Origin of the sequence: Rheinheimera sp. EpRS3 (assembly GCF_001513785.1) — a bacterium.
GTDB lineage: Bacteria > Pseudomonadota > Gammaproteobacteria > Enterobacterales > Alteromonadaceae > Alishewanella.
This window is the reverse complement of the sequence record NZ_LNQS01000010.1, coordinates 401,991-415,556: the sequence shown is the minus strand read 5'-3', so window position 1 is coordinate 415,556 and position 13,566 is coordinate 401,991. Positions and strand designations below refer to the sequence as shown.

The 13,566-nt window shown below is 49.3% G+C and carries 8 protein-coding genes; 6 read left to right on the top strand and 2 right to left on the bottom strand.

Annotated features, from left to right (window positions below; all coding sequences use genetic code 11):
* The first annotated feature begins 11 nt into the window (after window positions 1-11).
* The 4 genes from AR688_RS17235 (at window position 12) to AR688_RS17220 (ending at window position 4,889) form a co-directional block, all read left to right on the top strand.
* Window positions 12-1,238: an MFS transporter gene (locus AR688_RS17235; protein ID WP_068236924.1), complete on the top strand. Its 1,227-nt coding sequence runs from the start codon at window positions 12-14 to the stop codon at window positions 1,236-1,238.
* Between the two features lie 99 nt (window positions 1,239-1,337).
* Window positions 1,338-2,702 (top strand): MFS transporter, encoded by a 1,365-nt coding sequence (locus AR688_RS17230; protein WP_068236921.1) that lies wholly within the window; start codon window positions 1,338-1,340, stop codon window positions 2,700-2,702.
* 21 nt (window positions 2,703-2,723) lie between these two features.
* Window positions 2,724-3,338 (top strand): single-stranded DNA-binding protein, encoded by a 615-nt coding sequence (ssb, locus tag AR688_RS17225; RefSeq protein WP_068236918.1) that lies wholly within the window; start codon window positions 2,724-2,726, stop codon window positions 3,336-3,338.
* A 210-nt stretch (window positions 3,339-3,548) separates the two neighbouring features.
* Window positions 3,549-4,889, top strand: a complete 1,341-nt coding sequence (locus AR688_RS17220) for a sugar porter family MFS transporter (protein WP_068236915.1) — start codon at window positions 3,549-3,551, stop codon at window positions 4,887-4,889.
* 34 nt (window positions 4,890-4,923) lie between these two features.
* Here the strand turns inward: AR688_RS17220 and AR688_RS17215 are convergent, their stop codons facing one another.
* Complete coding sequence (locus AR688_RS17215) at window positions 4,924-6,144, bottom strand: ROK family transcriptional regulator (RefSeq protein WP_197412270.1); 1,221 nt, start codon at window positions 6,142-6,144, stop codon at window positions 4,924-4,926.
* A 152-nt stretch (window positions 6,145-6,296) separates the two neighbouring features.
* On the bottom strand, window positions 6,297-7,232 hold the full coding sequence (locus AR688_RS17210; protein ID WP_068236911.1) for a carbohydrate kinase family protein: 936 nt from the start codon (window positions 7,230-7,232) through the stop codon (window positions 6,297-6,299).
* A gap of 446 nt (window positions 7,233-7,678) precedes the next feature.
* Between AR688_RS17210 and AR688_RS17205 the strand changes: the two genes are divergently transcribed.
* Together AR688_RS17205 and AR688_RS17200 are read left to right on the top strand one after the other, a co-directional pair.
* Window positions 7,679-10,471 carry a hypothetical protein gene (locus AR688_RS17205; protein ID WP_082694824.1) on the top strand — a complete coding sequence of 931 codons (2,793 nt, stop codon included), beginning with the start codon at window positions 7,679-7,681 and terminating at the stop codon, window positions 10,469-10,471.
* 114 nt (window positions 10,472-10,585) lie between these two features.
* Window positions 10,586-13,546, top strand: coding sequence for a SusC/RagA family TonB-linked outer membrane protein (locus AR688_RS17200; RefSeq protein ID WP_068236908.1), 2,961 nt, complete (start codon window positions 10,586-10,588; stop codon window positions 13,544-13,546).
* Window positions 13,547-13,566 lie beyond the last annotated feature (20 nt).

The window sequence follows — 13,566 nt, the reverse complement described above, 5'->3', positions numbered from 1 at the left end:
AGAACCAGACCATGGCCACTTTGCGTATCCGCTTGTCGCTACTGTTAACCTATTTTGTATTTGCCATTCTGCTAAACAGCGTGGGTACTGTTATTTTGCAGGTGATCCACACTTATCAAATCAGTAAAGAAGCCGCCAGTGTGTTGGAGGGTTTTAAAGATATTCCGATAGCGGTGGTATCTTTTATTATTGCTTCTTACCTGCCGCGGCTGGGTTATAAAACCGCGCTGCAAATTGCATTGGTGCTGGTAACACTGGCCTGTTTCATGATGCCGCTGATCCCGGCATTCTGGACTACCAAGTTGTTATTTCTTACCGTGGGCGCCAGTTTTGCGCTGGTAAAGGTATCGGTGTACGCCAGTATCGGCGTGGTTACCAACACCAAAGCTGAGCATGCATCTTTGCTGAATTTTATTGAAGGCGGTTTTATGCTTGGCGTATTGTCGGGCTACTGGTTGTTTTCGGCTTTTATGGACCCAGCAGCGCCACAAGCCAGCGGCTGGCTACAGGTGTATTGGCTACTGGCGCTACTTTGTCTAGCCAACCTGGCATTGCTAAGCAGCACACCTTTTCCCAAACTGGAGTTGCCACCGGCCCAGCCATTAAAGCAGGATTTTATCGCCATGCTGCAGCTGGTGTATAAACCGCTGGTGTTCGTGTTTGTGCTATCGGCGTTTTTATATGTGCTGATAGAGCAAGGTATTGGCAGCTGGTTGCCAACGTTTAACAATGAAGTGCTGAAGCTGCCAAACCAGCTTAGCGTGCAGTTAACCAGCATTTTTGCTGCCAGCCTGGCACTGGGGCGTATTCTGGCCGGCGTAGTGCTGAAAAAGCTGTCCTGGTATGTGCTGTTAAACAGCTGTTTGCTGGCTATGGCACTGCTAATACTGCTGACTCTGCCATTAACCCGTGATATTCAGCACAATGCCGGGGTTGGCTTATTTACTGCGCCGCTGGCGGCCTATTTGTTTCCGCTGATTGGCCTGTTTATGGCACCTATTTATCCGGTAATTAACTCGGTGATATTAAGCGCGCTGCCCAAGGCGAGGCATGCCGCTATGACAGGCCTTATTGTGGTGTTTTCCGCCCTGGGTGGTACCACCGGCTCTATGGTTACCGGCTATACCTTTGCCAACTTTGACGGCCAGACGGCATTTTACCTTTGCCTGTTGCCGCTAAGCCTGCTGCTGTTGTCAGTGGGGTTATTTCATCGTCAGAGTAAACAGGTTGTGGCCTGATTTGTCGCATCTTACCGGCAAACCGGGCTGAAATCCGCTTAAAACGCGCGGGTTCTGTGCTACACTGGCGCGCTTATTTGGGCGGTTAACTCATACCTGATGCATCAACTGAATTCTTTAGAAAAACGTGCGGCTATGGCGCTGGCGCTGGTGTTTTCCAGCCGGATGTTGGGCCTGTTTATGCTGCTGCCGGTGTTTGCACTGTATGGCAGCGAGCTGGAGGGTTTTTCACCGTTATGGGTAGGCCTGGCCATTGGTGCTTATGGCTTAACTCAGGCCATTTTGCAAATTCCGCTCGGGTGGTTGTCTGACCGTATCGGCCGCCACAAAGTGATGCTGGGCGGGCTTACTCTGTTTGCCGCGGGCTCAGTGGTGGCTGCGCTGGCCGATTCTGTTTATATGGTTACATTCGGCCGTATTTTGCAGGGCGCCGGTGCTATTGCCGGTGCCATACTGGCACTGGCTGCCGATTTAACCCGCGAAGAACAGCGGCCCAAAGTAATGGCAATTATAGGTGCCAGTATCGGCTTAAGTTTTGCGGTGGCAATGGTACTGGGGCCGTTGCTGGCAAAGTGGGCCGGGCTAAGTGGCGTATTTTGGTTTACCGCCGTGCTGGCTTGTGGCGCTATGCTGGTGGTCGCTCTGCTATTACCTAAAAGTGTTAACAAAGCACCGATGGCAGAAACACTGGCGCTGCCGCAAAGTTTGGGTAACATGCTTAAACACCGCCAACTGCTGCAGTTGGATCTGGGCGTATTACTGCTACATTTAATGTTGACGGCAATGTTTGTCGCACTGCCGGCACTGCTGCAAAACTACGGCCTGGTATCGGTAAAACACTGGCAGTTTTATTTGCCGGTGTTGCTGGGCTCTTTTGTGCTGATGATCCCAATGATGATTATTGCGATGCGCAAAGCCCAGGAAAAAGGCTTCTTTTTACTGGCCATAGCGTTGTTGGTTAGCGCTATGCTGCTGGCATTGCTGGTGCCCGGTTTTACTGCGCTGACAATGGCTTTACTGCTGTTTTTTATTGGCTTTAACTTTTTAGAAGCCAGCCTGCCAGCGTTGGTGTCACGTATTGCACCGGCAGGCCAGCGTGGCAGTGCTATGGGTATTTATTCCAGTAGCCAGTTTTTTGGTGCATTTTTAGGCGGCGTAACCGGTGGTACACTGGTACAGCACTTTGGTTACCAAGCATTGTTTGCCGCATTGGCGGTTATTGGTTTAATATGGCTGTTAGTTGCCAGCACCCTTCAGCTTCCTCCACGCGCCCAGCGTCTGTCTCTGGCCGTGTCGTTAACCAGCGAACAGCAAGCCAGTGCACTGGCAGCGCAGCTGACCACACTGAATGGGGTGCAGGAAGTTACAATTGTTCTGGCAGAGCAGCGCTGTTATCTGAAAGTCAGTTCAGCACAGTTTGATCACACAGCAGCGCAGGCTGTTATTACAGCCGCCGGGGCTTAAACATTTTTTAGGAGAATTCGCATGGCGCGTGGCATTAATAAAGTTATTCTGATTGGTAACCTGGGTACTGACCCGGAAGTGCGCTATATGCCGCAAGGCGGCGCAGTGGCGAATTTAACGGTAGCAACCTCAGAGAGCTGGACCGACAAAGCCACTAACGAGAAAAAAGAGCAAACCGAATGGCACCGTGTAGTGATTTATCAGCGTTTAGCCGAAATTGCCGGTGAATACCTGCGTAAAGGCAGCAAAGTGTATATTGAAGGTAAGCTGAAAACCCGTAAATGGCAGGATAAAGACGGTGTAGAGCGTTACACCACAGAAATTATTGCCAACGAACTGCAAATGTTAGACGGCCGCGGTGATGGCCAGCAACAAGGCGGTGGTATGGGCGGCGGTCAGCAAGGCGGTTACCAAAAACCGGCTCAGCCACAGCAAGGCGGCTACCAGCAGCCAGCCCAACAAGCTGCACCGGCGTATCAGCAACCACAACAAGGTGGTTACCAGCAAGCTGCACCACAGCAGGGCGGTTATCAAAAACCGGCGCAGCCACAAGGTGGTTATCAGCAACCGGCCCAGAACCAACAACGCGCCCCGATGGAACCGCCAATCGACTTTGATGACGATATCCCGTTTTAGGATTAGTATTTTAAAACAGTAAATTAAAATCCTCTGAAGCCTCACGTTTGTGGGGCTTTTTTGTTGGTGCCATTCATACTCAATCCCTCGCAATGCTGATAATGCCGGCTAAGGCCCTGCACCAAATTAGAGATTCTGCTTGACAATCTGCACCGATTTTATTCTACTCAGACGCAATAACTAAAACAGTGTTATTTAATCGGGGGAGTAATGAAGACTATTTTTTTATGGGCGATAACCGTGGCGCTGGCCGGATTTTTATTCGGTTTTGACACCGCAGTTATCTCCGGAGCCGATCTGCCGATACAGCAGCTTTGGCAAACAGATCCGCTATTTCACGGCATGTTTATCATGTCATCGGCATTGTGGGGCACTGTCATTGGCGCGCTTTTTGGTAGTGTGCCGTGCGACCGGTTTGGTCGTAAGGCTACCCTTATTGCTATCGGTATTTTATATATTTTGTCGGCGCTGGGCTCAGCGTTGGCAGCAGATCCTTATACGTTTTCATTTATGCGGTTTATCGGTGGCTTAGGGGTTGGCATTTCGTCGATTGCAGTGCCGGCGTATATCGCTGAAATAGCACCGGCTAAACATCGTGGGCGCCTGGTTGCGATGTACCAGTTCCAGATTGTGTTTGGTATCTTAGTCGCATTTTTCAGCAACTACTTGTTATCAGGTATTTCAGCTGAGGATTGGCGCTGGATGTTGGGAGTTGAAGTTATTCCCGCTATGGTCTTTCTGTTTCTGGTGTTTAAGGTGTCAGAAAGCCCGCGTTGGCTGATCCTGCATAAAGGAGATGAAGCTGCAGCCAGAGCGGTATTTAACCAGCTGCAAGAGAAAGATGTAGATAGCATAGTGTCAGATATCAAGCGCACCCGGCCGACAGGAAAAAAATCCAGTTTGTTCTCAACCCGCTATCGCTTCCCGGTAATGTTGGCGTTTTTTGTTGCTTTCTTTAACCAACTGTCGGGCATTAATTTTATTATCTATTTTGCACCGCGCATTTTTTCGCTGGCAGGCCTCGATAGTGACTCCGCATTACTTTCGTCGGCGGGCGTGGGGATTGTGAACCTGATCTTCACCATGTTGGGTCTGTATTTGATTGATAAAGCCGGCAGACGTTTGCTTATGCTGATAGGCTCAGTTGGCTACATAGTGTCATTAAGCGTAGTGGCATATGCTTTTTATGCTGGCATAGGGGGTATGGCCGTGGTGTTTTTTGTATTTCTGTTTATTGCCTCGCACGCCATTGGCCAGGGCGCGGTGATCTGGGTGTTTATATCTGAAGTCTTTCCTAATGCGGTTCGCGCCAAAGGTCAGTCTCTCGGGGCCAGCACACACTGGGTATTTGCGGCATTAATTGCTTTACTGATGCCGTTTTTCTTAAGTGTATTTACACCCGCCACTATCTTTATCTTCTTTGCTTTTATGATGGTACTGCAGCTGGTTTTTGTGTTGTTTGTCATGCCTGAAACAAAGGGGCGTACGCTGGAGTCTATCTCGGAAGAGGTCCAGACAGAACATTCTGAGGCTATTGTATTAACGAAGTAAAACCTGACAGCATGGCGTACCATCCGCCATGCTGTTATTTCTGTTGCAACCTGTCCGGCACGCCGCCTTTCAACAGTACAGTGCGGTCTGGTGCGACATGCGAATAAAGCGGCAAAATAGCACCACCAATGGCGATCGCATCTTCACCCAGGCTGCCTTTTTCGATCTGTGGCACGAATAAATTTGACGTTGGCATCGCTGCCAACCGTCTTTTGATCATGCTGATAAGCTCAATTAATAAGAACGTTGGCAGTTGGGAGTCAATGACGACCTTTTCCAAATCCAGGAAACTGACACAAGACATAATGCAGAATACTACGCCTTCTGCGCAGTCCTGCATCCAGTCATGCACCAGTGCCCGGTTGTCATCAATAATATCGGCAAGATCGGCAATATTATCGATATTAACCTGATGAAACTGCAGGTGTCTGAGCAGTGTTGCTATCGAAGCCCGGTTAACTAAGGTATCCCAGCCTGAGGTGTTGCTTTGGCTGTCCAGTCTGGATTGCGGCACAGGTAACGTTGCCAGATTGGCGGCGTTGCTATGCACCCCTCTTTCCAGATCGCCATTGAGTACCAGACCGCCGCCGACAAAGGTATCAATATAAATGTAGAGGAAATTATTTGCCGCTTTTATCTGGCCAAAGTACAGCTCAGCAGCCGCGGCCGCTGAGCAGTCATTTTCAAAGAATATGCTGTAAGGCAGGCGTTGTTCCAATTCATTGGCGAAGTCAATATCAACCCACTGCTGCGCGATGTCAGGTGCCATTTCATGCTGTGCGGCCCAATTGCCTAAAAACCAGGGCATCGCAATCCCGACACCAACAAAGCGCTGACGTTGTGCTGGCGATAGTTTGCCCAGCATCACTTCAATGCCGCTACTTAAGCTGTCGATAAGCTGCTCTGGAGTGGGTTCTTTATAACGATGGGATGCTTTATCTATTACCTGACCGGCAAAGTCAGATAGCACATACTCAATATTTTGTCTGCCCAGCTTGATACCAACCGAAAACAGGCCATCGGCTTTAATCTGGTACAGGTTGGATGGCTGACCAATGCCAACACTGCGCCGGCCGGATTTCTCCAGCAACCCTTTTTCTTCTAACGCATCGACAATACGGGTTAACGATTGCAGGGTTAAACCAATACTTCTGGCAAGATCCGGTTTAGATGCGACGCCAGCCTTACGCACGGCGGAAATAACCACGCGCTCATTGTACTGTCTGAGAGTTGATGAATTACTGCCTTGCCCCATAAAATTCCACATTATCTTGGTTGTACAACGGTTGAACGGCGAAACGCCATATTTGCCGTAATAATAACCAGTTAAGGCACATTTTTCTATGATGATACTACGTACCCTAACGGTACGCAGAGTTTAATTGCAGTAAATCAATCATCAAGGCATCAGCAAGCCAGTTTCTGTTGAACCTCCACTTTGCTTGGCGGCATGCAGCCATGGCGGGACACATTGATACTCGCGGCAACAATAGCATGCTTAAGTGCAGGGCGAAGTTGTGTGTCTGACAGCAATGAGGGAGCAATAGTGTCGAGGTTTTCAGACCAGAGGTAAGATAACAGCATGCTGTAAAAGGTGTCACCCGCGCCGACGGTATCGCCGAATACGTCAGGACGAATTACCGGCATCGTAATTTCTATCGCTTGGGTGCATAAAAGTGCGCCCTTATCACCTTCAGTGTAAGCAAAGAGTGCATCCGGTATCAGGGACTTAAACTTTGCCAATGCATCGCTCAGGGGCATGTCCGGATACAGTCTGGTCAAATCTTCGTCGCTTGCTTTAACGTAATCGCAAAGTGGTACCAGCTCTTCAATGCCGGCACTGTAGGCGGCTTTATCGGTGACGAAATCCATTCTGATATTAATGTCTATGCTGATCCTGACCCCTCTGGATTTGGCAAAAGCTAAAAGTGTTTTAACTTTTGTTAAGTCCTCAGGCTCCAATGCCAAAGAGCCGGTGTGCAATATCCGGGTTTTTTCCGGCAGGCAAGAAACCAGCAACCCGGTACTGATATCCCTGTCGGCAACGTGATGGCGGTAAATACTATAATGTGGCTGGCGCTGCGCATCTAACGTGACGATAGCCGCCGAGCTTGGTAGCGCTGAGCGATGCGGCGCACCATACTGAACGCCTTGTGTTTGCATATAGCTCAGAAAGTTGTCACCAAACCTGTCCTGTGAAATGGGCGAAAGGTATGTAACAGGCACTTCCTGTTTGGCAATGCCAATGGCAACGTTAAACGGTGATCCCCCCAGATGAGGGCAAAAATTTCCATCAGGCTGCATTAACAGATCAACAACGTTCTCTCCAAGCACCGCAATCATAGTGTTCTCCGTGTTCATTTAAGGTGCAAACGCCACCTCGCCAATAGTAATGAGCCGCGCATCTTGGCATTAGCATGCTTTCTCTTATATGTCATCTATTCTGTTTTAGCTTTATAACTAAATCAATGTTATTTTTTATTTTTGGTTTGTCATTTATTATTTTAATAATTAAGTTACTGTTTTAAGAGGAGAATAAATATAAACCTTAATGCGGATTCTTGATTATTTCTTAATTATTGCATTTTTCTGAACTGGTCAAACTTGATTAACTAAAGCTGTGTTGTATATTGGTGCGTGGATGGTCGAATAATGTGCAATATGCAAAACAGGAAAATTGACGGTTTCCAAACATGCATGTGAAAACTGCTCTTAGCTGATACCGCAAAGGGCCAATACCGCCGGAACAGACCTCCAAAAAATAATAACTAAACTTGATAGGGTGTTTTATGGCGAGCAAACATAGTCTGTTTTTACTGGGTTCTATTTGTCTCAGCTCTTTGTCGTTAGTGGGCTGTGACGGGGATGCTAAAAAGGTACCTGACAGTGGGGTCGGGTTGATTGTGCTGGAAGAAGGCCAGAGTATTGAAGATGTGCTTAATCCCGGCTCAGGAGATGATGGTGATGACGACACTGATGTCTCCTTATCTGATGATCCCGCTACAGAGGGTGTGAGTCTGTTTCTGCGCTCAGATGAACCCGGGCAAAATGTGTCGGGCTTTGAGTTTTGTTGCGGTGGCTACGATACTTATCAGCAGCATGGCTTTGTTAACGCAAGCGGCGATTTTCTAAAACTGGATGGTGGTTTCTGGGGGGCTGACATTGCGGGCCTGATTGGTGAACGGGTTTTTTCCAGTTACGGCGATGGGTTTGATAATGAGCAAGACACCACGGCACAGCAGTTAGGTGGCGCAGCGACCGGCACTATTGACAGTCCGGCGTTTGAGATCACGCATCAGTACATTAATTTTCTGATTGGCGGCGGGGCTAATCGTTTTGACACCGCCAATGCCACTGCTGTGGTGCTGGTGGTTGATGATAAAGTTGTACGGCACGCCCATGGTAATAACCAGGCTGCAGCAATGGCCTGGCATAGCTGGGATGTGGCAGATCTGGCCGGGCAAACCGGACAGATCCGGTTTATTGACCAGCATCCGGCAGATAACTCCGATCAAGCGCTGCCATATATGCTGGCGGATGAATTTCGCAAAGCAGATAAAGCCGCGGCGCTGCCGGTAGCAACAGACAAGGTTGGTGCTGCGGCTCAGTTAGCCGCGAACCCACTCACGGCCGGAAAATCGGCCTTTACCCGCCAGGCGGAGCCGGGACAACATATTGCTGGTTTTGAGTTCTGTTGCGGTAAGTTTAATACCTATCAGCAACATGAGTTTCATGCTACCGGCGATTTCCTGCAACTGGATGGTGGTTTTTGGGGCGCCGACATTGTTAATCATGTGGGTGAGCGGGTATTTTCCAGCCGGGCGGATGGTTTTACCGGCGATGGTACGGCACTGGGCTGGATTGGCGACGCGGCTACCGGCACTTTAGTTTCTCCTACATTCACCATTACCGAGAAGTACATTAATTTCCTGATTGGTGGCGGTACTAATCCGTTTGACCATCCGCGGGCAACTGCCATGGTATTACGGGTCAACGGTAAAATAGTCCGGCACGCCTCAGGCAATGGCGAAGCAAGTAAAGTTGACTGGCAAAGTTGGGATGTATCGGGTTTAAGCGGACAAAAAGCAGTGATTGAAATAATTGACCGCCATGATGCCAATCCTGACGATGCCGCACTGGCATTTATCCTGGTTGATGAAATCAGGCAAAGTCCGTCCGCTGCCGTTCAGCCTGCAACAGACTCGGTTGTCAGCACAGTTGACGGGCATGATCAGGCGCTGAAGCTTGATATGGGCGATCCCAACCCGTTTTATCACAACGGCAGTTACTACATTTACTACCTGCAGAATATTGGCAATCACTCCTGGTCGGTGGTTAAGACTGACGATTTAATAACCTCTAGTTTCCCACGTGAAGTGCTGTCTGCATCCGGCGCGGCCAATGCAGCAGATCAATGGTTGGGCTCCGGCAGTGTAATTAAAGCTGAAAATGGTCAGTTGCACCTGTTCTATACCGGGCACAATAAAAATCTGACGCCGGTTGAAGTGGTTATGCGGGCCCAGTCGTCCGATACAGGTTTATATAACTGGGCCGCATCATCTGGCGAGCAGTTTTCCGGCTCGGCAGGCTACAGTGATTACGACTTCCGTGATCCTATGGTGGTCTGGAACGCACAACAGCAAAACTACTGGATGCTGATCACGTCCCGCTACAACAATCAGGCAGCTATCGGCTTATACACGTCGACGGATTTACAGAATTGGGCGCCTCAGACGCCGCTTTATCTGGAAGACTCAACCCTGAACCTTGAAGTGCCCGATTATTTTAGTCTTGATGGTACACCTTTTATTGTTTACTCCGATCAGCGCGATGAATCGCGCCAGGTGAAATACCTGCAACAGGTTGATGGTGTATGGACCAAACCGGATTTTGACGCCGTGGATGGCCGGGCATTTTATGCCGCAAGAACGGCAGGCAGCGGCGATGAGCGCTTGCTGTTTGGCTGGATTGCGCACACTGAAGGCCGTATGGATGGCAACAGATATGACTGGGGTGGTGATCTTATAGTGCACCAGGTTCGCCATGTTGCCGGCAGGTTGCAGGTTGAACTGCCACAAAAGCTGAAGCAGGCGTTAGCAGAGCCTGTGCCGGTAGATACTATTTGGACCCAAGGCAGTGTCTCAGCGCAAAACGAGCAACTGCTTTTGAATGCGGATGCGGCCTTTACGCTGCAAAAGTTGGCGGTAAAGAACAGACTGAGTCTGGATATCAGCTCTGTTGTCAGTGATGCTATTTTCGGTGTGCAACTGCGCAAAGTTAACGCTGACCAAACAGAAAGTAATGTTTTTATCGAGATAAACAGTGCGACTGGTGTCGTTAGCTACAAAGCAGAACCGGCAGGCCACAACCCGGCTTATCCAACAGTACAACTGCCGTTAGATGCCCAGCAGGGAGTGGCGCTGGAGATCCTGCTTGACCCGCTCGCGGGTGTCGGGGCTGTCTATATCAACCAGGATAAGGCGCTGAGCTTCCGGTTGTATGGTTTGGCAGACTATGACGTGGGCATTTATTCCGGGAATGCGCCAGTCACGGTAAACGGACTGCAGCGCTACAAACAATAACTAATAGAAATCACTTCTTCATAACAGCAAACTTTGGGGCCAGGCAGAATTGATGTCGGCTGGCCCGATACAGCGATGCTGTCTCTGAAGAAAATAAAACGAGACGGGGGAACTATGAAAAAACAAACTTTTGCGTTAAGTGCACTATGCTGTGCATTGCAAAGTGCAGGACTGGCGGCGCAGGTGCAACAGGACTCAGTACCTGATGAGTTGGTCGTTCAGCAACAAGACTCTGAAGCGCAACAAAGCGCTCTGGAGAAGAAAGAGAAAGAAGTTGAAACCATCGTGGTTGTGGGCTACAGCAGTACACGGCAGGAAGATATTACCGGCGCCGCAGTCGATGTGAAAATCGCCGATGTGAAAGATTTGTCCTCAGCCAATATTATGCAGAATTTGCAGGGGCGAGTGCCTGGCGTGCAGATCCTGACTAACGGTAATCCAAATTCAACCGCTCAGGTAAAAATTCGCGGCCAGGGGCTTGGACCTCTGGGGTATAACGACCCGTTATACGTGGTAGATGGCGTGCCGATGAACTCCGGTTTGCACGAGATTAACAGTAACGATATTGAATCACTTGTTGTATTGCGTGATGCGGCCAGCGCAAGTATTTACGGGGCGCGGGCAGCGAATGGCGTCATTATTATTACCACCAAGAAAGGCAGCGGTGATTCGAAATTTGAAGTGAAATTAAATACCTCAACGGAAGACTTCGAGTACGACCTTAATCCGCTAAATACCAAGCAACGTGCTGAAGTTGTCTGGCGCGCAGCCGTTAACGACAGGGCTAACCCGAATAATGTCAGCCCGTTGTATCAGTACGACTGGAACGGTGACTACGATAATCCGCAGCTTAATAACGTCATTCTGAACACTTACATTGACAGTGCGCAAACCATGCGCCCGGCCGATACCGACTGGTTTGATGAAGTGACCCGGCGTTCTACGTCAAAAGATTTAAACCTGTCTTATTCCAGCGGCAGTGATACTTCTGCGGTGTACGCATCACTGGGGTATCTTGATCGCAATGGCGTAGTGAAAAGCTCTGAATTTACCCGCATCAGCGGCCGGGTAAATTCACATGTTGAGCTATTTGACGGCAAAGTGCGGGTAGGTGAAAACCTGGCCCTGACTGATCAGAAGCAGAATCTCGTCAACGACCTGGCTGGCGGCATTCTTGGCCTGGCGATTGAGCAACAGTCTATTATCCCAATCCGCACTGAAGACGGCACTGGCTGGGGCGGGCCAACTGCCGGTATCACAGACCGTGATAATCCGGTACGGCTGCTGGAAATGAACAAAGACAACACCAACAGATTTAACAAGGTGCTTGGCAATGTTTATGTGGAATATCTGCCGCTGGATGATTTAACACTTCGGACCAACTATGGCCTGAGCTATGGCAATTTTAAGTTTCGTAATTTCACCAAAGCGTTTCAGGCCGGCAGCCTGAACTTTAATGACCGTCTTACGGTGACGGACGACTGGAACAAAACCACTGTCTGGTCAAATACCGCAGAGTACAAATACTTACTGAATTATGACCATATGTTTACCCTGTTGGTGGGTAATGAAACGGTTGAGTTTGAGAGTGAGTTTTTTAGCGCTTCCGGTTCTGGCTTTGCGTCACAAGACCGTGATTATGCCTTTTTAGAGCAGGCCACCAGCGGCATTACGGCCAATGGCTTTGCTGATGCATGGACGCTGAAATCCTACTTTACCAAACTCGATTATGACTATGATAGAAAGTATCTGGCGTCTTTTACATTGCGCCGCGATGGTTCATCCCGTTTTGGCCAGAATAATCAGTGGGGTAACTTCCCCGCTGCGTCGGTAGGCTGGCGTGTTTCAGATGAGGATTTCTTTAAGTTTGATGCGATGAACCAGCTGAAATTCAGAGTCAGTTGGGGACAAAATGGTAACCAGGAAATTAATACCCGGGCGACTTCATCCATCTTTCAATCACGTTACGCCACTCAGTCACTGTTTACCAATGAACAGGATGAAGGTACCGCATACGATTTAACCGGCAGTGATCAGGGCAATCTACCGTCTGGCTTTGCCAAAGTCAGTTCAGGTAACCCGGACTTAAAGTGGGAAACATCGACCCAGCTGAACCTGGGGGTGGATTTTGACTTCTTTGACAGTGCGTTATACGGCAGCTTTGACTGGTTCAGAAAGCGCACCGAAGATATTCTGACCACAACGCAGCCGCTGGCGACAGAAGGCGAAGGTGCGCAGATGATCGTCAACGGTGGCACCATAGAAAACACCGGTATTGAGCTGATGCTGGGTTATACCGATGAGTTTACTGTGGCCAGCCTGGGGAGCTTTACGTTCGATATTGCCGGCAATATTTCAACCGCAAAAAACAAGGTCATAGCGCTGCCTGACTCGGTGGTGAACTCCTTTGGCGGTAACGGCCGGGATAAAACCATTCTGGGCAAGTCGGTAAATTCGGTATTTGGTTATGTTACCGATGGCCTGTTCCAAAGTGCGGAAGAAGTTGCCGCGCATGCCAGCCAGCCTGGCGCAGCCCCCGGCCGGATACGTTATGTTGACCTCAATGGTGATGGTGTCATTAACGATCAGGACCAGGATTTCTTTACCAATACCGATCCGGATTTTATCTACGGCCTGAATTTCACGCTGACCTACGGGCGTTGGGACTTCAATATGTTCTGGCAAGGTGTAAAAGGCGGCAGTGTTCGTAACAGCTGGCGCTTGTTTACCGATTTCACCTCACTGAATATCGGCTCTAACTATGGTGACAGGACATTGAATGCCTGGACACCAGATAATACCGGCAGCAATGTGCCGGCATTAACCTTACTGGATAACAACAATGAAGCCAGAGAGTCCAGTTTCTACTGGGAGGATGGTTCATACCTGAAGCTGCGCAATCTTTCTATCGCATACAACATCGACCCGGAAATTCTTGATGCAAGGGTTTACTTAAGTGCACAGAACTTACTGACGATAACGCCAAGCGGCACTTTAAGTCAGGATCCTGAGGCGCCGAACAGTGTATTCCCCATTCCAAGAACCGTGACCCTGGGTCTGTCGATGACATTCTGAGTTGATGCTTAAATAGGACA